Origin of the sequence: Candidatus Blochmannia vicinus (assembly GCF_023586525.1) — a bacterium.
GTDB classification, from domain to species: Bacteria; Pseudomonadota; Gammaproteobacteria; order Enterobacterales; family Enterobacteriaceae; genus Blochmanniella; species Blochmanniella vicinus.
Genome location: NZ_CP097763.1, coordinates 504621 through 528256, shown reverse-complemented (window position 1 = coordinate 528256; position 23636 = coordinate 504621). Strand labels below are relative to the sequence as shown.

At 30.2% G+C, this 23636-nt stretch carries 15 protein-coding genes; 1 reads left to right on the top strand and 14 read right to left on the bottom strand.

Annotated features, from left to right (window positions below):
• Positions 1-118 precede the first annotated feature (118 nt).
• The 7 genes from carB to ribF form a co-directional block, all read right to left on the bottom strand.
• The gene (gene carB / locus M9408_RS02195; RefSeq protein ID WP_250257034.1) at positions 119-3349 is read right to left on the bottom strand and encodes a carbamoyl-phosphate synthase large subunit; all 3231 of its coding nucleotides are present in this window, start codon (positions 3347-3349) and stop codon (positions 119-121) included.
• Between the two features lie 20 nt (positions 3350-3369).
• Complete coding sequence (carA, locus tag M9408_RS02190; RefSeq protein ID WP_250248449.1) at positions 3370-4512, bottom strand: glutamine-hydrolyzing carbamoyl-phosphate synthase small subunit; 1143 nt, start codon at positions 4510-4512, stop codon at positions 3370-3372.
• Positions 4513-4745: 233 nt separating this feature from the next.
• Positions 4746-5597 carry a 4-hydroxy-tetrahydrodipicolinate reductase gene (gene dapB, locus M9408_RS02185; protein ID WP_250257033.1) on the bottom strand — a complete coding sequence of 284 codons (852 nt, stop codon included), beginning with the start codon at positions 5595-5597 and terminating at the stop codon, positions 4746-4748.
• A 255-nt stretch (positions 5598-5852) separates the two neighbouring features.
• Positions 5853-6788, bottom strand: a complete 936-nt coding sequence (gene ispH, locus M9408_RS02180; RefSeq protein ID WP_250257477.1) for a 4-hydroxy-3-methylbut-2-enyl diphosphate reductase — start codon at positions 6786-6788, stop codon at positions 5853-5855.
• Between the two features lie 88 nt (positions 6789-6876).
• Positions 6877-7359, bottom strand: coding sequence for a signal peptidase II (gene lspA / locus M9408_RS02175; protein ID WP_250257032.1), 483 nt, complete (start codon positions 7357-7359; stop codon positions 6877-6879).
• On the bottom strand, positions 7359-10187 hold the full coding sequence (gene ileS, locus M9408_RS02170; protein ID WP_250257031.1) for an isoleucine--tRNA ligase: 2829 nt from the start codon (positions 10185-10187) through the stop codon (positions 7359-7361). The genes lspA and ileS overlap by 1 nt, the downstream gene beginning before the upstream one ends.
• Before the next feature lie 36 nt (positions 10188-10223).
• Positions 10224-11156 carry a bifunctional riboflavin kinase/FAD synthetase gene (gene ribF / locus M9408_RS02165; protein WP_250257030.1) on the bottom strand — a complete coding sequence of 311 codons (933 nt, stop codon included), beginning with the start codon at positions 11154-11156 and terminating at the stop codon, positions 10224-10226.
• Positions 11157-11396: 240 nt separating this feature from the next.
• Here ribF and rpsT point away from each other — a divergent pair, with 240 nt between their 5' ends.
• Positions 11397-11675 carry a 30S ribosomal protein S20 gene (rpsT, locus tag M9408_RS02160; RefSeq protein ID WP_250257029.1) on the top strand — a complete coding sequence of 93 codons (279 nt, stop codon included), beginning with the start codon at positions 11397-11399 and terminating at the stop codon, positions 11673-11675.
• A gap of 68 nt (positions 11676-11743) precedes the next feature.
• Here rpsT and dnaJ read toward each other — a convergent pair whose 3' ends face one another.
• From dnaJ to M9408_RS02125, 7 genes are all read right to left on the bottom strand, one after another.
• Positions 11744-12877, bottom strand: a complete 1134-nt coding sequence (gene dnaJ, locus M9408_RS02155) for a molecular chaperone DnaJ (RefSeq protein WP_250257028.1) — start codon at positions 12875-12877, stop codon at positions 11744-11746.
• Between the two features lie 122 nt (positions 12878-12999).
• Positions 13000-14916: a molecular chaperone DnaK gene (gene dnaK, locus M9408_RS02150; protein WP_250257027.1), complete on the bottom strand. Its 1917-nt coding sequence runs from the start codon at positions 14914-14916 to the stop codon at positions 13000-13002.
• 416 nt (positions 14917-15332) lie between these two features.
• Positions 15333-16634, bottom strand: coding sequence for a threonine synthase (gene thrC, locus M9408_RS02145; RefSeq protein ID WP_250257026.1), 1302 nt, complete (start codon positions 16632-16634; stop codon positions 15333-15335).
• Between the two features lie 3 nt (positions 16635-16637).
• Positions 16638-17573: a homoserine kinase gene (gene thrB, locus M9408_RS02140; RefSeq protein ID WP_250257025.1), complete on the bottom strand. Its 936-nt coding sequence runs from the start codon at positions 17571-17573 to the stop codon at positions 16638-16640.
• A 22-nt stretch (positions 17574-17595) separates the two neighbouring features.
• Positions 17596-20043: a bifunctional aspartate kinase/homoserine dehydrogenase I gene (thrA, locus tag M9408_RS02135; protein WP_250257024.1), complete on the bottom strand. Its 2448-nt coding sequence runs from the start codon at positions 20041-20043 to the stop codon at positions 17596-17598.
• Between the two features lie 954 nt (positions 20044-20997).
• Complete coding sequence (locus M9408_RS02130) at positions 20998-21414, bottom strand: DNA polymerase III subunit psi (RefSeq protein ID WP_250257023.1); 417 nt, start codon at positions 21412-21414, stop codon at positions 20998-21000.
• A gap of 96 nt (positions 21415-21510) precedes the next feature.
• Positions 21511-23268 (bottom strand): DEAD/DEAH box helicase, encoded by a 1758-nt coding sequence (locus M9408_RS02125; protein WP_250257022.1) that lies wholly within the window; start codon positions 23266-23268, stop codon positions 21511-21513.
• Between the last annotated feature and the right edge of the window lie 368 nt (positions 23269-23636).

Here is a 23636-nt window from a genome sequence, read left to right as displayed (position 1 = left end):
TATTAAATTAAACAAAATATTTTTAAATAATACCTATCTAATTACGCCAGTAGTAATTTTATCAAAAATACACACCATTTTTATAATTACATTTATCTACATATTATTAAATTATAAATTAATATTCTATTTTAGAATGCATATCTTGAATTGATATAACATGTTCCGTAGTATCAATAGTTAATGATATTGCCGCAGCAAAACTCCCATTTATTGTAGTACCATAATGAATATTATGTTGCAGTGCGATACGACACAGCAATGTAGTATTATTACCGCTAACTTCATCTGTTGTAGTAGTATCTACAACATAACTATATTCACCATTTTTAATTTTTTTGTGAATATATGTATTAGCTATGTGCACTGGCCTAATCATTTGAGAAACAATGCCAACACTTTTTAACATCTTTGCTGTTTCATATGAAACATCTAACATAAAACCATTTTGAATAAATTTAGTAACTAAATCTATCGCTTTATCTGTATCTCTTTTAGATAATGATAATAATATCTCACCATGTTTTTTAATATAAGATTGACTATTTACTGTTGCTTTAGCAAATGCTTCTTCAAAAGTTCGACCAATGCCCATCACTTCCCCTGTAGATCTCATTTCTGGTCCTAATTTTGGATTTATATCAATAAATTTATTAAACGGCAATACTACCTCTTTCACTGAAAAATAAGGAGGAATCACTTCTTTTATAATACCTTGATCCAATAAAGATTGCCCAATCATCACTCGAGTCCCAATTTTTGCTAATGCTATACCAGTAGCTTTAGATACGAAAGGAACTGTACGTGACGCTCTTGGATTAATCTCAATTATATAAATTTCATTTTTTTGTATTGCAAATTGTATGTTAACTAAACCTCTTATATTAAATTTGAATGCTAGTTTTTTTACTTGACACCGTATCTTATCTTGAATATTTTTATTCAATGTATAAGCTGGTAAAGAACATGCTGAATCTCCAGAATGTACTCCCGCGTATTCAATATGTTCCATAATTCCTCCAATAAATACCTGCTGTCCATCACAAATAGCATCTACATCTACTTCAATTGCATTTTCTAGAAAATGATCTAATAAAACTGGAGCATTATTAGAGACTTTAACAGCATTTTTAAAATAACATAATAATTCTTTTTTGTTATATACTATCTCCATAGCTCTGCCTCCTAAAACATAAGAAGGTCTCACCACTATAGGATATCCTATGATTTTGGCGTTTTTTAAAGCTGATTCTAATGATGTAACGGTAACATTATTAGGTTGTTGTAATCCTAAACATTTTATCGCACGCTGGAATCGTTCTCTGTTTTCTGCTTGATCAATCGCATCTGGGCTAGTACCTATAATAGATATTCCAGCTGCCTCCATTGCTTTAGCTAATTTTAATGGAGTTTGTCCTCCATATTGAATAATTACGCCTGTTGGTTTAGTAATACGTATTATTTCTAAAACATCCTCTAAAGTAATTGGTTCAAAATAAAGCATATCTGATATATCATAGTCAGTAGAAACAGTTTCGGGATTACAATTTACCATGATTACATTATATCCACTTTCACGCAATGTTAATGCTGCATGAACACAGCAGTAATCAAATTCAATACCTTGCCCAATACGATTGGGTCCCCCTCCTAATATCATGATAGTTTTATTATTTTGCTTGAACTGGGATTCACACTCACCATCATAAGTAGAATACATGTAAGAAGTATCAGTAGAAAATTCTGCCGCACAGGCATCTACATGTTTATATACAGGATGTATATCATACATAAATCTTAATGCACGAATCTTGTTTTCTGATACACCTGTCAATTTTCCTAATCTTGCGTCAGAAAATCCTTTCTTTTTAAGAAAATATAACTGATTTCTATTAAGGTATGATATTCCTGTGGATATTATATCATTTTCTAATTGTATTAATTCTTCAATTTGAGCTAAAAACCAACGATCGATATTAGTTAAATGAAAAATTTGTTCTAAAGATATTCCATATCGGAAAGCATCAGCAATGTACCATATTCTGTTACTGCTAGCATTTTTTAATTCATATTTAATAATATTAAATGCTTTAGGATGATCTAAATTAATTTTGGAATCTAATCCTGTTACTCCTATCTCCAGTCCACGTATTGCTTTTTGTAGAGATTCTTGTTGACTACGTCCAATCGCCATCACTTCACCCACTGATTTCATTTGAGTTGTTAATCTATTATTGTGTCGTCCTGGAAATTTTTCAAAATCAAAACGTGGAATTTTAGTTACTACATAATCTATAGATGGCTCAAAAGATGCAGGAATGCATCCATTTGTAATATCATTTGATAATTCATCTAGAGTATATCCTACTGCCAGTTTAGTAGCTATTTTAGCTATAGGAAATCCAGTTGCTTTTGAAGCTAATGCTGATGATCGTGATACTCTTGGATTCATTTCAATGACAAGAAGTCTTCCATTATTTGGATTCACTGCAAATTGTACGTTAGCTCCACCAGTCTCTACTCCAATTTCACGTAATACCATTATTGAAGCATTTCTCATAACCTGATATTCTTTATCAGTTAAAGTTTGAGCCGGCGCCACAGTAATAGAATCACCAGTATGGATGCCCATAGGATCAACGTTTTCTATAGAACATACAATTATACAATTGTCTTTAATATCACGAATTACTTCCATTTCATATTCTTTCCAACCAATTAAAGATTCATCAATTAAAAGCTCATGATTAGGAGATAAATTTAATCCATATTTGCAAAGCTTTTTAAATTCTTCTTCAGTATAAGCAACACCTCCTCCACTTCCTCCTAAAGTAAAAGAAGGGCGAATAATACAAGGTAGTCCAATTTTTTCTAAAGTTATCATAGCTTCATTTATATCGTGCGCAATTTCAGATCGGGCTATATCTAAACCAATTTTTTCCATAGACTCTCGAAATCTTTGGCGGTCTTCTGCTTTATAAATCGAGTCTATCGTTGCTCCGATAGTTATGATATTAAATTTTCTTAAAATTCCGTGACGTTCTAAATCTAAAGTGCAATTCAAAGCAGTTTGCCCACCCATGGTTGGAAGTAGTGCGTCTGGACGTTCTTTTTCAATAATTTTAGATATCATCTCCCATTGAATTGCTTCAATATAAGTTGCGTCAGCCATATCAGGATCTGTCATAATTGTAGCAGGATTAGAGTTTACTAAAACAAGACGATATCCTTCTTCACGTAATGCTTTACAAGCTTGTGCTCCAGAGTAATCAAATTCACAGGCTTGCCCGATAATAATTGGCCCAGCTCCCAATAGCAAGATGCTTTGTATATCGGTTCTTTTTGGCATGTTTGTACTCTCCAAACATATTATTTATTACGATAATTTTTAATTAATTTGATGAAATGACTGAATAATGATGATGTAGCATCGTGAGGACCAGGACTAGCTTCTGGATGGCCCTGGAAACTAAAAGCAGGTTTATTAATATGGCGGATACCTTGTAATGTACCGTCAAATAATGAAATATGTGTTATTTTTAAAGTATCAGGTAAAGTTTTTTTATCTACTACAAAATTATGGTTTTGAGTAGTTATTATAACTTTATTTGTTTCTATATCTTTTACCGGATGATTAGATCCATGATGACCAAATTTCATTTTTATTATTTTTGCTCCATTAGCTAGCGCTAGTAATTGATGACCTAAACAAATTCCAAATAACGGTATTTTAGTGGTATTTAAAAAAATTTGAATAGAATTAATTGCATATCCATATGCATTTGGATCTCCGGGCCCATTAGCTAAAAAAATTCCATCTGGTTTCATATTAATTATTTCGCGCGCTGTGGTATGCGCCGGGACTACAGTTAATAAACAACCATAATCTACTAATATACGCATGATGTTTCGTTTAATACCAAAATCATATACTACCACACGATAAGGTAAACTTAATGGGGTAACAAATACTCCAGATTTGATATCCCAAGTACCTTGATTCCATATATATTGTTGAGAAGTACTTACTTTGTGAGCAAGATTAAGTCCGTGCAATCCAGGAAATTCACGAGCTCTACGTAACGCTAAAGCAGCATTAGGAGCATCATGAGCAATAATGCAACCATGTTGCATTCCTTTTTCTCGTATTAATCGAGTTAATTTACGAGTGTCTACTCCAGCAATACCAACAACATTTTGTTGTATTAAATAGTCTGAAAGAGTTAACGTATGACGAAAATTACTAACAGTAGTGGCTAAATTATGAATAATAAGCCCTCTTACCTGAATGCAAGAAGATTCATTATCAAGTTCATTGGTTCCAACATTTCCAATATGAGGATAAGTTAAAATTACTATTTGATACGCATAAGAAGGATCAGTAATTATTTCTTGATATCCCGTCATTGATGTATTGAACACTACTTCTCCTACTGTTTCACCTTCAGCTCCTATTGCATAACCATAGAATTGATTGCCATCTTCTAGTACCAATAATGCCGGTTTCATCAAAATACCTCTATATTCATCGAGTAAATTAATTATTAAATATATAATCTATATTTAATTTATTAAAGGAAATTGATGAGTTAGATATTAAATTATAATTAATATTATAGTATAATAAAATAAAACATGTGTAAATAAAATTTACACATGTTTTATTTTATTATTAATTTTCCAAATATTTCAATTATTAAATACAATATACAAAACTCTACTATTATTGTCTCTATCTCAAGTAATTATAACAACGCATTTATTCCTAAAGTATCTCCTATATTAAATAATCCTACTTTATCATATCCTAACCAAATAGCAGAATGTAATGCCCCATGAGCAAAAATTGTGCGATCTAATGCTTTATGTGTTATTTCTAAGCGCTCTTCTGATCCTATAAATAAAACAGTATGTTCTCCAATAATATTCCCAGCACGTATCGAATGAATTGAAATATTACGATCGGAAGATGATACTGATGAATATGTTGGGTAATCAACATTTCGATTCATAGCTGCTATAGAGTGGGTAGATCTTAATGCATTTACAATAGTATTTTTTATCATTAAAGCAGTTCCAGATGGAATATCACTTTTTTTATTATGATGCGCTTCAACAATACTGATATCTGAATTATCACCTATGATATGCGTAATCCTGTGTAACAATCTTGATATTAATGCTATACCTATACTAAAATTGGAAGAAAATACAATTCCTATCTTTCGAGACGCATTCATAATACAACTCTCATCAGCCTTATTAAACCCAGTCGTACCAATAACTATATTTTTATTATTATTAACACAAAATTTTAAATATTCCATAGATATACTAGGAGCAGTAAAATCTACTAAAACATCGAAGTCATTTTTAACTAACTCGAGATCATCAGTAACTGTTATTCCTAAAGTATCAGTTTTTATTAACTTTCCAACATCCATTCCACAAATACTAGCATTTGAACGTGTTATAGCAGCTCCTAAAATGATTTTTTGACTAAATTTTTTTTCTCCTTTAACGATACATTGTATTATTTTTTTACCCATACGCCCGGTTACTCCCGTAACGGCAATACGAAGAAGTGCATCATTCATAATTTTTATATACCCTATAATAGTACTTATTGTATATAGAAGAATGTACAACTATGATTTGATTCCATACTTGATATGGAACAATAAAATATAAATATTCAACAAATTTTTAGTAATTATTTATTGTATTTTATTTAATGAAATACAATAAATAATATATACCATCGTTATACCGTTTTATGCTATTTTATTTTACTTGAAACTATAAGGTTTTACTCTTACACTAAATTAATAAATATATTATTATTTAATATATTAAATTTTAGGCATATTAAAAAACATATTCTCTTCTTGTCCGATCATTTCTTCAACAACAAAATGATCTTTACTTAATATACGTAACTTATTTAGAACTTGATGTACTAAGATATCCGGAGCTGATGCTCCAGCAGTAATACCAATATTATTTATTCCACGCAACCAATCTTTTTGAATATCATTAGCATGACTAATTAAATATGAAATTTTTCCAATACGATGTGCTAATTCAATTAACCTCATAGAATTAGATGACATCCTTGATCCTACAACAAATATTATCTCTACTGTTAAAGCTAAATTTTTAAGGGCATTCTGTCTATTAAATGTGGCATAACAAATATCATTTTTTCTAGAACTTAGAATATTAGGAAATCTCTTATGTAAAATCGTAACAATTTCTGCAGTATCATCTATTGACAAAGTTGTTTGTGTTACAAGAAACAAATTATTTGGATAATTTACCTTAAGCAACCAAGCGTCTGATTGAGATTCAACTAAATATATTTTTTTTTCAGAATTTTTAGAAATATATTGGCCCATCGTTCCTTCTACTTCTGGATGACCAGCATGCCCTATTAAAATAACTTCCATATCGTTACGATTAGCGCGTGCAACCTCCATATGCACTTTAGTAACTAATGGACAAGTGGCATCGAGTACTACTAAACTCTTAATTTTAGCTTCTTCTCGTATCTTTTTTGACACTCCATGAGCAGAAAAAATTAGAACCGATCCATTGGGTACTTCATTTATTTGTTCAATAAAAACAATACCTTTCTTTGATAATTGGTTCACTACATAACTATTATGTACTAACTCATGTTTTACATAAATAGGAGTACCATATACTTGAATAGCTTTCTCAACAATATTAATTGCTCGATTTACTCCTGCACAGAATCCACGTGGATTAGCCAATACAACTTTAATATCTACACCCCCCTATATACAAACATAGTAATACGATATCATCGTATATTTTTAATCGACATATATGAATATCTTAAATTAAAATTTCTTAAAAATCACAATAATGCTTTACTATTAAAATAATAGTTCCTATACAAATAGCCATATCTGCAATATTAAAAGTTGGCCAATGCCAACTTTTAATATATACGTCAATAAAGTCCACCACTGTTCCATACAACACACGATCTAATAGATTTCCTAAAGCTCCTCCAATAACCATAGAACAAGATATACTATAACATTTAGAATATTCAATCATTTTATATAAAGTTATAACAAATGCCATAATAATTAATATTGTTATCCATATAAATATTAAACGATAATATACATTAACATTAGCGAATATCCCAAAAGCCAATCCCGAGTTGTGAATATAATAAAAATTAATACCAGGTACTACTGATAACACTTCTCCAATCAAAAAATGAGTCTTTATTAAATATTTAGTTTCTATATCTAATAACATCAATAGTATAGATAACCATAACCATTTTAAATTTTTATGATTATATTGTTTATGTTGCATTAAAAGAACCTACGATTTTCTCCTGGCCCAGCTATATTAGAAACACAACGCGCACAAATATTTGAATAATGTTTATTTTGATCAACGTCTAATCTATAATGCCAACAACGCAAACACTTTTTTCCTTTAGCTTTTTCTAAAAAAATCTGTAATCCTGGTATTCCTTCTGGTTTATATGTAGTTCTATTAAATTTATCGTCATAATCTAAAACTATAGCAGAGGATGTTATCAATCCAAAAGACAGTTCATTATCTAATATACGTAATTTGCTCGCTAATTCTGGAATAGCATATAAAACTACACTAGCATCTAAAGATCCTCTAATAATTCCGTTAAGACGCGCTTGTTCAACTGTTTTATTTACTTCGTTCCGAACATTTAAAAAAGTATTCCAATGGTTATTGCTCATAACTTGTGTTGAATTAATGCTAAATAACCCATCATACCACTCTTCAGTAAACACATATTCTGATCGATTTCCTGGAATATATTTCCAAATTTCATCAGCAGTAAAAGATAAAATTGGAGCTATCCAACGTACCATAGATTCAATAATATGATATAATGCAGTTTGACAACTACGACGCGCCGTGCTATTTTTTTTTGTAGTGTACTGTCGATCCTTAATAATATCTAAATAAAAAGAACCCATTTCTACTGAACAAAACTGCATAACCCGCCGTATCACATTATGAAAATTATATTTTTTATAATCTGATATTACTCCTAATTGCACAGATAAAGCACAATTTACTGCCCAACAATCTATTGCGATCATGTTTTCTGGATGCACACATTCTTTTTCCGGATTAAAATCACTAATATTAGCTAAACAAAATCGAGCTGTATTACGAATACGCCGATATATATCAGCTGTATGTTTTAAAATATCATCGGAAATCGTCATATCTTTAGAATAATCAGAAGAAGCTATCCATAACCGCAAAATATCTGCTCCAAAATTCTTTATTATTTCCTGTGGGCTAATAACATTTCCAAGAGATTTAGACATTTTACGTCCCTGAGCATCTACAGTGAACCCATGACTTAATACTTCTCTATAAGGAGCTTTACCTTTAATGATAGTTGATATAATTAAAGACGACATAAACCAACCCCGATATTGATCTGAACCTTCTAAATATAAATCTGGTAAATGTTTATGATATTTGAATCTTTCTGGTATTACTGAATCACAAGTAGAACCAGAGTCAAACCAAACATCCAGTGTATCTAATACTTTTTCATATTGATCTACTTCTTTTTCTAAAATATCTTCAACTTTTAGATCCCACCACGCTTGTATTCCATATTGTTCTACACGTTGCGCAACTATTTCCATTAATTCAAATGTACGTGGATGTAAAATATTTGTTTGTTTATGAATGAATAAAGGTATTGGCACACCCCAAACACGCTGCCTTGAAAGACACCAATCGGGTCTATTAATAATCATTGTTTCAATACTAGATTTACTTCTTTCTGGAATCCAGCGTACTTTATGTATTACATGTAATAATTGATCTCTTAAGTTATATTTATCTATACTTAAAAACCATTGTGAAGTAGTTTTAAATATAACAGGAACTTCATGACGCCAACAATATGGATAACTATGTTTATAATCGTAATTTACATGTAATAAAGCACCCAACTGATTCAGTAAATTTATTATTATATTATTTGATTGAAAAATATGTACTCCATTTAACATAGGATGTATATCAGATATATAATATCCCGTATCGTTTATTATGTTATCAATTTTTTTTAAATTGTATTTTTGAGCTATAATATAGTCATCAATACCATGATTTGGAGCTATATGTACTGCTCCTGTTCCAGCATCTAATGTTACATGATAACTCAATACAATAGGGACATCAAAAGACATAAATGGATGATGAAATTTTAACGATTCTAAAGAATTACCTAAAGTTTCTCCTAAAATCTTCCAAGACAAACATTGTATGCGTTCCATTACAATATCTACCAAATTGGCTGCAATAATTATATATCTATTATCATTTATCAAAATTAATTGATAACTGTAATCAGGATGTACAGAAATAGCCTGATTAGCAGGTAATGTCCAAGGAGTAGTAGTCCATATAACTAATTCAATAGTATGTTTATATAAATTAATATTAAATATTTCAGAAACACGAACACTATCTACTGCAGAAAAAGTAACATCAATAGCGGAAGATAAATAATTGTTATATTCTACTTCTGATTCAGCTAATACGGAACGACACTGAAAACACCAATGTATTGGTTTAATGCCTTTATAAAAATAACCACAAGATATCACTTTACTTAAAGTACGAATAATGTTCGCTTCAGTCTTAAAATCCATTGTTAAATAAGATCTATCCCAGTCCCCTAAAACACCTAACCTCATAAAATCTTTTTTTTGTATTTCTATTTGATCTAAAACATAATTACGACAGATATTTCGAAATTCGTTTGGATCAATATTAATTCCCGGTTGTCCTATCAATCGTTCTACTTGCAGTTCGATAGGTAATCCATGACAATCCCAACCCGGGATATAAGGGGCATTATACCCCATAAATCCTTTATATTTAAGAATAATATCTTTAAGTACCTTGTTAACTGCATGTCCTAAATGAATATTACCATTTACATAAGGCGGACCATCGTGTAACAAAAACAGTTTTTTTTTATTTTTTTTTAGACGAATCGCTTCATATAAATTATTTTTATACCAACGCGTTAATATGTCGGGTTCACATATAGCTAAATTAGCACGCATCGGAAACGATGTATATGGTAAATTTAAAGTATTTTTATAGTTCATCATTTATAAATTATTCCATTTTTATAAATTTTGTTGATATTATTTTTTGTTAAAATAACTACGTACGTTTATTATATCGGTTTTGATTTGATGTTGTAATCTTTTCATAGAAGTGAAATATTGTTCATCACGTATTTTAGCTAAAAAAACTACTTTAATGTGATAAGTATACAGATTTACAGAGATGTTTAACAAATGCACTTCTAATTGTTGTTGATTTTTACCAGTAATTGTAGGACGTATTCCTATATTAGCTATACCTGGTAATGGCAGATTAGAAATACCATATACTTCTACCGCATATACACCACGTATAGGTAATCTTTTTCCCTGTAATGATATATTAGCCGTAGGAAACCCAAGTTTGCGTCCTAAACTATCTCCACGTACTACTCTACCAGAAATACAATAAGAATGTCCCAGTAATAATTCAGCATCTAAAATTCTGTTTTCTATTAAAGCCTCACGTATCGCAGTGCTGCTTATTCTTTTTCCGTGCGAATCAAGATAAGCAGTAGTGCGTATTACTTTAAAACCTTCATGTTTACTTATTTTTTTCAATAAAAAAAAATCTCCTTTTCTAAAAGCTCCGAACCTAAAATCATCTCCGATATAAACAAACTGTACTCCTAGTTTATAGATTAATATATTCTTAATGAAATTATATGCTTCTATTGAAGCAAATTTTTTATTGAAAGCAATACATAGAATAACATCTACACCTGCAGTATATAAATAATTAATTTTATCTCGTAACCTAGTTAATCGTATTGTTATGATATTAGATAAATATTCTCTGGGTTGTGGTTCAAAAATCATAACCATAACAGGTAATTTTAAATGATTCCTTTCTTTTTGTAATTTTGAAATTAATGCTTGATGTCCACGATGAAATCCATCAAAATTACCGATAGTAAGTATACAACCTTTATGACGAGATTTTATATTGTGTAATCCCCTAATAAATTCCATGTCAAAAATTTAAATAAATTATTAAAAAATGTTTCTGTTATTCTATAGTTTAATTAATTAAAAATAATAAAAATAATTTAATTTTTAAGATAGAATTAAGAAGTAAAACACACACTATAATCATAAAAAACGATTATATTTAAATTATAAATAATAATTGTAATATGAAATATAACAATATAATATAGGATATATTATATTGTTATATTTCATATTACAATTATTAGGGAGAGTAGTGTATTGGCTAATACTAAATCAGCTAAAAAAAATCTTATAAAATCAAAGAGTCGACGTATGTACAATATAAGTCGTCGATCTATGTTGCGAACTTTTATAAAAAAAGTTCGCATGGCAATTGTGGCTAAAGATAAAAATGCCGCAATGACAGCATTTATTTCTATGCAAAAAATAATAGATCGGCAGGCTTGCAAAGGTTTAATTCATAAGAATAAAGCTGCTAGGCATAAATCTAGAATGTACGCTCGTATCGTGTCAATGACTGGTTGTTTATCGAAATAAAATAGGATAAAAAATAAAAAACTAAAAACGTTAGTTCTTAAAATAACGATGACCCCGTTTCAATTAAATCAACGAGTGAGATCATCGAAAAATTTTTTTACGCCATCAAAAAAGCTTTTAGACCTAGGGCTATTTCTATTTCCATTAGGTCCTTCGAAACTATCTGATAAATCTTGCAATAGTTGTTTTTGGGTATTATTTAATCTAACTGGAGTTTCTACTACCACCCTACATAATAAATCACCATTACTACCACTACTACGTACTGATTTTACACCCTTTCCTCTCATGCGAAACAATTTTCCAGTTTGCGTTTCAGGAGGAATTTTTAATTTAACTCTACCGTCTAAAGTAGGTACTTCAATTTCGCCTCCTAAAGCGGCCATAGAAAAACTAATTGGCACTTCACAATAAAGATTTCTTTCTTCTCTATCAAAAATTGGATGTTTTCTAATTTGTACTTGAACATATAAATCTCCTGCAGGCGCACCGTTAATTCCAGATTCGCCTTCACCTGATAAGCGTATGCGATCTCCTGTATTTACACCTGCAGGAATCTTAACAGAAAGAGTTTTAGATCGCTCTATCCGTCCATTTCCATGGCATCTATTGCAAACTTCTTTAATAATTTTTCCGTGCCCATGACATGCAGGACACGATTGTTGTACAGAAAAAAAACCTTGGCGTATTTGAATTTGTCCTTGACCATGACACGTCATGCAGGTAACTATTGCTGCGTTAGACCTCGCTCCACTGCCACGACATTTCTCACATGTCGATAAAGTTGGTATGCGAATTTCTTTAATAACCCCACGTACTGCATCTTCTAAATTTAATTCTATATTATACCGTAAATCTGAACCTCTGCCTGAACGACCTCGTCTATTTCCTCCAAATATATCTCCAAACACATCACCAAAAATATCACTAAAATCTGATGCCCTTCCTGAATTAGCTGATGATCCCATATTTCCTTGTTCAAATGCTGCATGACCATATTGATCATAAGCAGCGCGTTTTTCTACATTACTTAATATTTCGTACGCTTCTTTGATTTCTTTAAACTTTGTTTCAGCCGCAGTATTTCCTGGATTACGGTCTGGATGAAATTTCATTGCCAGGCGTTTATAGGACTTTTTGATTTCACGCTCATCCGCATTTTTGGAAACGCCTAAAATCTCATAATAGTCTGATTTAGCCATGGTTTTCTTTATGTCCCTCAATATACCTATTCATTCGGTATGTAACATATTTGTGTTTTCAATTTTTTGAGTGATAACTTTAATATTATTTTCTCCTGTTTTAAATTTAATCTTTCAAAAAATTACTTTTTGTTTTTTATTTCTTCAAATTCTGCGTCTACCACCTCTCCAGTTGCATCAGCAGCAGTACTATTAGAAGTTTGAGATTTAGATTGTTCTTGATGTTTTTGACTCGCTTCTAATAATTTTCCAGAAACTTTAATTAAAGATTGAATTTTAGATTCAATTTCATTTTTATCTTCATTTTTTATAACTGATTCTAATTCTCTTAATGCGCCCTCTATAGTGGATTTATCATCCAATGATATACTGTCACTTACTTCTTTTAACTGTTTTTTTGTACTATGTAACAAATGATCAGCTTGATTGCGAATTTGTACTAATTCTTCAAATTTACGATCTGATTCAGCATTCACTTCTGCTTCTTTAACCATCTTCTTAATTTCTTCTTCATTTAAACCAGAAGAAGCTTTAATAGTTATCTTTTGTTCACGCCCACTATTTTTATCTTTAGCAGATACATGTAAGATACCATCAGCATCAATATCAAAAGTTACTTCAATTTGAGGTGTTCCACGCATTGCCGGCGCTATTCCATCCAAATTAAATTGCCCCAATGATTTATTATCACTTGCTCTTTTTCTTTCGCCTTGTAATACATGAATAGTAACAGCAGATTGATTATCTTCAGCTGTAGAAAAAACTTGACTATGCTTAGTAGGGATAGTGGTATTTTTAGAAATTAATGAGGTCATGACTCCTCCCATAGTTTCAATCCCTAAAGATAACGGCGTTACGTCTAACAACAACACATCTTTCACATCTCCTGATAATACTCCCCCTTGCACTGCCGCTCCAATAGCAACTGCTTCATCAGGATTAACATCTCTACGTGGTTCTTTTTGAAAAAATTCAGACACCTTTTTTTGAACAAGAGGCATACGAGTTTGTCCACCTACTAAAATAACATCATTTATTTTAGTAACAGATAAATTAGCATCCTTTAGCGCCACTTTAAGTGGCTCCATAGTACGATTTACTAAATCTTCTACAAGAGATTCCAATTTAGCACGAGTTACTCTAAAATTCATATGCTTCGGGCCAGTATTATCTGCTGTGATATACGGCAAGTTTACATCAGTTTGATGTGCAGTAGATAATTCTATTTTTGCTTTTTCTGCTGCTTCTTTTAATCGCTGCATTGCTAAAGGATCGCTATATAAATTAATATGTTGATCTTTTTTAAATTCGTCTACTAAATGATTTATTAAAAGGCTATCAAAATCTTCACCACCTAAATGAGTGTCCCCATTAGTAGACAATACTTCAAAAGTTTTTTCTCCATCAACATCATCAATCTCAATAATCGAAATATCAAAAGTTCCTCCACCTAAATCATATACAGCAATAGTACGATTACCTCTAGTATCTTTATCTAAACCATAAGCTAACGCTGCAGCAGTTGGTTCATTGATGATACGTTTAACTTCTAATCCGGCAATACGTCCAGCATCTTTAGTAGCTTGACGTTGAGCATCATTAAAATAAGCTGGAACTGTAATAACCGCCTCTGAAATTTGTTCTCCAAGATAATCTTCTGCAGTTTTTTTCATTTTTTTCAAAATTTCAGCGGAAACCTGAGGAGGAGCCATTTTTTGTCCTTTAACATCTAACCAAGCATCTCCGTTATTAGCAGAAATTATTTTATACGGCATGATATTAACATCACGTTGTACTTCTTTATCTTGAAACCTACGACCGATCAGTCGCTTAATAGCAAACAAAGTATTTTTAGGATTAGTAACAGACTGACGTTTGGCCGGTTGACCAACTAAAATCTCGCTATCTTGTGTATAAGCAATAATAGAGGGAGTTGTACGATCGCCTTCGCTATTTTCTAATACACGAGGCTTATTTCCTTCAATAATTGCAACACAAGAATTGGTCGTGCCCAAGTCTATACCAATAATTTTTCCCATCTAAATGCCTCCACTGAAAATCAATTCAATCACACTATTCACCTGATATGCGGTCAAAACTGTACTTTTCAACCTTAAAATAAGTTTGTTTTCAAAACTTTTCAAAACATTATACAAATTTTAATTTAATTATTATTTTTTATAAATGCATTATTAACAAAAATTATAACAGCATATCTATGCTAATAACAGAATATAGACTGTTATTATGTAACATTTAACTTACATTATTATTTTCATAAAACTTTAATTTTGTTGCATACCTATATGTATTGACGTTTATGTCAAAAAGTATATTTACATAATTTTAACTTAAATTGATTAAGTATTTGTAATTGAATACATCAATTGCACATATACACATATAAATATACTAAAAGTTTTTAGTAACGATAAATATCGTTTATACATAACATTTAAGATACTATTTTTAAAATTAAATTACGTAACGAAGAAAAACATTTAGATGTTTCATATGATAAAATAGGTAATCTCATACGTTCTTTTAATGAAACAGGCAATACCACTTGTATTTTTTTTTTCAAAAAACATTCTACTAGCTCTTTAAATTTAACAGGATGAGCAGTACCAAGGCATATTCCAAATTCATCAGAATCTAATTGATCAGACAACAATCGATACGCTACAGCAGTATGAGGTTCAGAAAGATATCCTAAATCTGAAATTTCTTGAACCGTTTTTTCGGTAAGCATATCATTGACACAACCATATTTTAATTCCTTAATAGATCTATTTTCTCGACGAAATAATTCTTCTATTCTAGGCCAATTATTTGGGCAACTTACATCCATTGCGTTAGAAAACGTTGAAACAGTAGGATGAGGCTCCCAGTAACCATTTTTCAAGAATCTAGGTACAGTATCATTCATATTAGTAGCAACAATAAATTTTTTCACTGGCAGCCCACAAGATTGTGCTAATAGTCCTGCGGTCAAATTTCCAAAATTTCCACTAGGAACTGCAATAACCAATTTATTATGCATTTGATGTGGTAATTGCGATATTCCTTCAAAATAATAACAAACTTGAGCTAACAAGCGACTAATATTAATAGAATTAGCAGAATTTAAATCTAAAATCTGTCGTAATATATTATCTTCAAAAGCTTTTTTCACTAAAAATTGACATGAATCAAAATCTCCATCTACTGATATAGTAGAAATATTGCCTCCTAAAGTACAAAATAATCTTTCTTGCAACACACTAATTTTTCCTTTAGGATATAAAATAATAACATGTATGTTACTCAAATCAACAAAAGCATGAGCTACAGCTGCCCCTGTATCTCCAGATGTAGCTGTAAGAATAACCATAGGCTTGTCGAATTGATGATTAACTTTATTTAACATTTGTGCCATCAATCGGCTTCCAAAATCTTTAAAAGCTAAAGTTGGCCCATGGAAAAGTTCTAATATGGCAATATTATTTTTTATAAATACTAATGGTACTGGAAAATTAAAAGCATTCTGAACGCAACTTAATATACTATTTTTTGATAATTCAGAGCCAATATATGTAGATAAAATATGCACACTACGTTCTATGAAATTCATTTCTAACATAGAATTAATTTCAAGTGCGGAGAACTTTGGAAGATCTACCGGGAAAAATAACCCTTGATCTTTTCCTAGTCCTTGTATAAGAGCCTGATAAAATGTGACTTGTTCATCATGTTGTTTAATGTTATATAATTTCATTAACTATTCCACTATAATACGTGCTCCGCGCTTATCGAGGGCACAAATTCGAACAAAACCTGAATCATTTTTTAAATAAAAACGTGATAGCCAATCAGAAATGTCTTCTATTACATCATAAGTATTACATAATACAAAAATTGTTGGGCCAGACCCTGAAATACCACAAGATATAGCACCTTTTTTCATAATATTATGACGTATATAAGATAACTTTACTGGAAATAATCGCGAGCGATAAGGTTCTGCGATAATATCTTTCATACACCTAATTGCTAAAGATTCTTGTTGAGTATGACAAGCATGGATGAACCCAGATAAATACTGACTGTGATTAATGCAATCCTCGCGATTATATTTGTTTGGTAATATTGATCGAGATATCGCGGTGGATATTTTCACGCCTGGATACGCTAAAATCCATACCCAATTATTAAAACTAGGAACTACTTGGCTAACAATATTACAATTTTTTAAAATTAAACGCATACCTCCTAAAAAACAAGGCGATACATTATCAAAATGAACTGAACCAGAAATTTTTCCTTCCATTTCCCCCATTAATGCAAGCAATTGATCTTTATTAAGTGGAGATCCGTAATGATAATTCATTGCTACTAACACAGCTACTATAGAACAAGCGCTAGAACCCAAACCAGAAGAAACAGGAATATTTTTTTCTAACTTAATACTTAAAGGATACTTTTGTCCTAAAGTTTTGCAAAATCTCTCCCAACATTGAAACACAATATTTTCTTCTAATTGTGTTGGTAATTGATTATGAAAATATCCTATATTTTTTAAACTAAAAATATTAGAATCTTCAATACTTACACAATCTCCAAGTAAACTACCATTTATCGGAGTAATTGCCATACCTAACGTATCGAATCCTACTCCAATATTACCAATAGATGCTGGAGCATAAACTCTGACCATATCTACATGTCCTTACTATATTTTATGATAAAGTACGCAATAAATCTGCAAATACTCCTGCCGCTGTAACATCGTTTCCTGCGCCATAACCGCGCAGTACCAATGGTAGCGGCTGATAATACCGTGTAAAGAATGCAAGAGCGTTTTCTCCATCTTTTACTTTAAATAATGGATGATTATTATCTATAGATTCAATTTGCACACGACATTGTCCTTTTTGTATATTTCCAACATAACGTAATACATGTCCTAATTCATATGCTTTCTTAGCTCTATTCAACATAATATCATCTAACAAATATAATTTTTCAAAAAAACTGTCTGTATTATACTCACTCATAAAATTATGTGGTATTATTGGATCGATTTGAACGTCCTCTAACTCCAATTCATATCCAACTTCTCGTGCTAAAATTAGTAATTTCCTAGCAACATCTATACCAGAAAGATCATCTCTAGGATCTGGTTCAGTATAACCTTTATTCTTAGCTAACAAAGTTGCAGCAGATAACGATAATCCCTCATCTAATTTTCCAAAAATAAAAGATAAAGATCCAGATAGAATACCTGAAAAACTTATTAATTCATCTCCAGCATTCAATAATTTTTGCAAATTTTCTATAACTGGTAATCCAGCTCCTACATTAGTATCGTACAAAAATTTTCTCCGTGATGTTATCACAGCTTCTCTCAGCGTCCGATAACGTTTCATAGACCCAGTATTAGCTTTTTTATTTGGCGCAATTACATGACAACCATTTAACAAAAAATTTACATAATGATCAGCAACATCAACACTACTAGTGCAATCAACAATAACTGGATTTAACAAATGGTTTTCTTTTATAACATCTATTAATTTCTTTAAATCACAAGATTCATCCGCTTTTTTAAGTGATGATTTCCAATGACTTAAATCAATGCCATTTATACTGATATACATCACTCGTGAATTAGTAATTCCGCATACTCGTAAATCAATGTGTTTATTTTTTAACCAATGTCTCTGACGTTTGATTTGTTCTATTAAAGCAGTACCAACACCTCCAGATCCAATAATAAATACTTCTATTAGTTGATCAACACTAAATAACATTTGATGAGCTACCCTAATTCCAATAGCAGTAACATTGTTCTTTACGACTACCGAAATAGAACGCTCTGAAGATCCTTGAGCAATTGCAATAATATTAATATTAGCACAAGCTAATGCTCCAAATAATTTGTTAGATAAACCTAGTTGAGTACGCATGCCATCGCCGACAACTGAAATAATTGCAAGATCTTGTATCACATCTATTGGCTCCAAAAGGCCATTTTTTAATTCTAAATTAAATTCATCATTCAATGAAGCACAAGCTTTTGATAATTCTTGATAAGGCACACAAAAACTTATGCTATACTCGGAAGATGATTGAGTAATTAACACTACTGAGCATATGGCTTTAGACATTGCTGAAAATACACGAGCAGCCATACCAATCATACCTTTCATTCCTGGCCCAGAAACGTTTAACATTACCATATCATTTAGATATGTAATTCCTTTAACTACATTAATTGAATCATTATTAATTGACCCAATTAATGTGCCAGGGGCATCAGGCTTAAAAACATTTTTTATTAGGCAAGGTATATGGAATTGAGCAATTGGAACGATAGTACGGGGATGTAAAATTTTAGCTCCAAAATAAGAGAGCTCCATGGCCTCTTGATAAGATAATGAATGTAATAATTTTGCATTAGGTACTTGATGTGGATCACATGTATAAATGCCATCTACATCTGTCCAAATTTCACAACGATTAGCTCCTAAGCAAGCCGCTAAAATTGCAGCTGAATAGTCAGAACCATTTCTCCCTAAAGCAACTAATTCTCCTTGCTCATTACCTGCAGTGAATCCAGCCATTAATATAATATTTGAGTGAAAAATAGGTATATTTTGAATACGTCGCGCAGATTCTTCAATATTTACCGTAGAAGCGAGATATCCTCCTCCTTGCGCTACAAGATTATCCACTGGATTAATAACAGTTGTTTGAAAATTTCTTGCTATCAATAAACCTTCCATTAAGATAATAGATAATTTTTCCCCTAAACAAATAATATTAGCATTTACATTGTCTGGACAAAATTTTAATAATGAAATTCCATGTAGTAAATTTTTTAAATTAACAAACTCTTTTTCTAATATAGCATGTAAAGCTATATGACTAAATCCTGGTTGAATTTGAGCTATATCTTTTAATAAAGTATTAAAAATAATTTCTATATTGTGGATATGTTCTAAAATAGAACTACCATTCAATGTATAATCGATGATGGATACTAGATGATTAGTAATCATTGCAGGCGCTGATAATACTGCTGCTATTTGTTCTTCTTGAGCATTTTTTTCAATAATATTGGCGACATGAACAAATTGATTTGCATTAGAAAGCGAAGTTCCACCAAATTTCAATACTCGCATGTTTTGTCTCCTAAATATGATTTCTAATATCTTGAACCTTTATTAATAAAAATTGACATAAAATCCTTTAATTATTTATCCATATTGTTTACCGTATTTTTATGGATAATCATTACAATAAATAGTTAAAAATTAGAACAAACACACATTATAATCAATTATATCATTAAATCACTTAATATAAATACTATCTATAATAAAACTTCGCAAGGAGATAATCGATTATTATTTAGGTGGTAATAACATTGCTAAAAATCAAAATATTTGTTTTCATTAAAAATTAAAATATATAGTGATAAATTTATATATACAAATAGGATCACTATCATAAATATACATATATTCATCAAAGATCTATTATCTATAAAATAGAATCAAATTAAGTAATGTTTATGTATGCATATACTTGAATATTTATTCCATTAAATATGGACAAGATAATATCTTCTAATAAACCAATAACAAAACAATATTGTTTATTAACACAAAATATATTGTTAATATAAAAATAATTTTGCGAGATTTTCATGTAATAATATGAATATCAATAAAATAAAAAATAGAGTTAGTAAAGATTGAAGATTTATTAAATATTAATATATTCGTAAATAATCTTATATGTACTTCAAAAAAGTGAAAATATTGAAATTATGCAATTAATATAATTAAATAATTAATTTAATTAATTAAACAATCACTATTGATTAGTAAAAAATAATTTATTACTCCTTGCAACATTAATTTTCAATTGTTTAACAAACTTTTATATATCTATACAAATTACGTTGACTTATATGTTATGAACTAATTTCTATATTGATAGCTTCAAATAAGTGTGCAAGCTTGCATAAATACGTTTTCAAAAACTCAAAATAAAAGAAATATTTGTTATTATTATAATACGATACATTTCTTTTTATTTTTAATAAAACATGTCTAAACAAAATTTAAATATTAAAATTTAATACAACTAATTTGTCGCCATAAATCACGTTTAGCTTTAATATTACATTTTAATACTGGCAATGATGGAGTGTTTAAACATATTCCATAGAAATTTTTTGATACTTCAGTACCAATCCACCAACAGTGACAAGAAAATCCTGATGGGGTAATCAAGTGATTAATTTGACCATTAGTTAATGCGTATACTTCTTTAGGATTAAACCGCGCAGCACGTATAACATCTTTAATAAAAGGGTCATTCAATGATATTGAAAAATCTGACGATATTAATAATAAGCGTAGACATCTCCATAATTTAATCTGATTATTATTATTTAAAACTATGGGATATCGTAACTTCCACAGTATAATACCTAATTGCTGTAGAATAGAATTGTTTTGTTTATCTTCGTTATTAATCCACATACTTACTCACATTAAATTTATATAGTAGCATCAATAATAACTAATATACATAATTAACTCTATAACAATAATTATATGTTTAACTAATTTAATTTTTTATATTACCTTATCGGATACATATACATTTTCAGAAAAATTTTGATTATGATACATACTATCTTGCAAAGATGTATTACCTAATAATTTCACATTTATTGGTTTATTTAAGATTCGCGCATGAGATAATTGAGTTAATATCTTATTGTTAGACAGTCCTTTATTTAATGCAATAATAGAATAAAAAGAAAATAATTTAATACTACCTATTTCATAACAACGAATATTATCAATTTTACTTGAAAGCATTCCAATGATATGACGGATTTTAACTCCATCATTGCGCCCTACTGATATATGATAAATATTCATATTTTTAGAAGATATTCTTTTAGATTTTAACCTAGCTTTCAAAGCCTTATTATCAATACGATAATTATTTTTATGATTATTTTTTGTATGTATTTTATAATTTGATTTACTTTTAATAATTGGATCTGGAGGCAGCACTAATGGACGGTTTCCCTGTGCCATTTTCAATAAAACGGCTGCTAAATTTTCTATTGTTAAATCTTGTTTAGGTTTTATTTGTGATAATAATGATCGATATATATCTAAATCATTATTAGTATTTAATTGAGATTCTATTTTATTAACAAATTTAGCCAAACGGCAAGCAAGCAAAGTTTTAATAGTAGGATGTCGAACTTCTGTAATACTTAAATTTATTTTACGTTCAATATTACGTAACAGACGATATTCTTTATATTCTACAAACAATAAAGATTTCCCGACGCGTCCCGCTCTGCCAGTTCTTCCTATACGATGTATGTAGGCATCAGAATTTATTGGTACGTCATAATTTATTACTAAACTAATACGATGAACATCTAATCCACGTGCGGCAACATCGGTAGCTATAAGAATTTCCAAACTTCCGTGTCTTAATCGATCCAATGTTTGATGTCGTATTGCTTGATTCATATCTCCGTTTAAAGCCGCGCTATTATAACCAAATTTTTCTAATATTTCAGAAATTTCAACTGTTGCGCATTTAGTACGAACAAAAACGATGGCTGCTTCAAAATCTTCTGTTTCTAAAAATCGCATTAATGCTTCATGCTTAGCTATTCCGCGAACTAACCAATAACTTTGTTTAATATCAGCACACATATTTGTATTAGTATGAATATATACTTCTTTTGGGTTATTCATAAATCTATAACTTATACGGCGAATGCCCATAGGAAAAGTAGCAGAAAATAACGCTGTTTGGCGCTTAATTGGAACATTTCTAATAATACGCTCAATGTCTTCAATAAACCCCATACGTAACATTTCATCAGCTTCATCTATCACTAAAGTTTTTAATTTAGATAAATTAGCAGTACCACGATCTAAATGATCTATTAATCTACCTGGAGTACTGACAATAATATGAGGCCTTTTATCCAACGCGCGCAATTGAATGTCATAACTTTGTCCTCCATATAAAGTCACAATATTTATTTTATTCATATATCTTGTAAAATCAGAACACACTCTTCCAATCTGGATCGCCAATTCTCGAGTAGGTGTTACAATCAATGCTTGAGAAAAAGAATCATTAATATCAATATTGTGTAGCAATGGCAACACAAAGGCTGCAGTTTTTCCGCTACCTGTATGCGCCATTCCTAATACATCATATCCAGCTAATAAATATGGAATACACTGAGTTTGAATAGGTAAAGGTTTTTTATATCCAATATCATGTAAGACATCAATTATATGATGATTTAACCCTAAATCCATAAAAGAATCTGCGGTTTTTGACATCTGTAATTACTCCATATTTAATAAACCAATTAACTATATAAGTTTAATATAAAAATTTTTAGAAAATAACATTTCCTAATGTAGAAATGTATACACATATAGATTAAGATCGTTCAAAGAATAATGTTACTGTATATGTATTAACATTAATAAATTATGATTAAAAACTTGTATAATATTTATGAAAACTATATTAACCAAATATAAACACCATTTTTATAGAAAATATTGATTCTTAAATACTATTAAACAATAATCTACATATTATTGTTTTATGTAGATGACCGAATAGAATTTAAATTTTTATTTACTTCCTTGAAGGTCTATATTTATCTTTGTAGCGCACCAATACTCCACTGCGTACTTAT

Coding starts and splice junctions, on each gene's coding strand:
- ileS (WP_250257031.1), bottom strand. CDS start 10,187: ATGATGAACTATAAAAATACTTTAAATTTACCATATACATCGTTTCCG.
- M9408_RS02130 (WP_250257023.1), bottom strand. CDS start 21,414: ATGTGGATTAATAACGAAGATAAACAAAACAATTCTATTCTACAGCAA.
- thrA (WP_250257024.1), bottom strand. CDS start 20,043: ATGCGAGTATTGAAATTTGGTGGAACTTCGCTTTCTAATGCAAATCAA.
- dapB (WP_250257033.1), bottom strand. CDS start 5,597: ATGAATGATGCACTTCTTCGTATTGCCGTTACGGGAGTAACCGGGCGT.
- thrC (WP_250257026.1), bottom strand. CDS start 16,634: ATGAAATTATATAACATTAAACAACATGATGAACAAGTCACATTTTAT.
- lspA (WP_250257032.1), bottom strand. CDS start 7,359: ATGCAACATAAACAATATAATCATAAAAATTTAAAATGGTTATGGTTA.
- ribF (WP_250257030.1), bottom strand. CDS start 11,156: ATGGAATTTATTAGGGGATTACACAATATAAAATCTCGTCATAAAGGT.
- thrB (WP_250257025.1), bottom strand. CDS start 17,573: ATGGTCAGAGTTTATGCTCCAGCATCTATTGGTAATATTGGAGTAGGA.
- carB (WP_250257034.1), bottom strand. CDS start 3,349: ATGCCAAAAAGAACCGATATACAAAGCATCTTGCTATTGGGAGCTGGG.
- dnaJ (WP_250257028.1), bottom strand. CDS start 12,877: ATGGCTAAATCAGACTATTATGAGATTTTAGGCGTTTCCAAAAATGCG.
- dnaK (WP_250257027.1), bottom strand. CDS start 14,916: ATGGGAAAAATTATTGGTATAGACTTGGGCACGACCAATTCTTGTGTT.
- M9408_RS02125 (WP_250257022.1), bottom strand. CDS start 23,268: ATGTCAAAAACCGCAGATTCTTTTATGGATTTAGGGTTAAATCATCAT.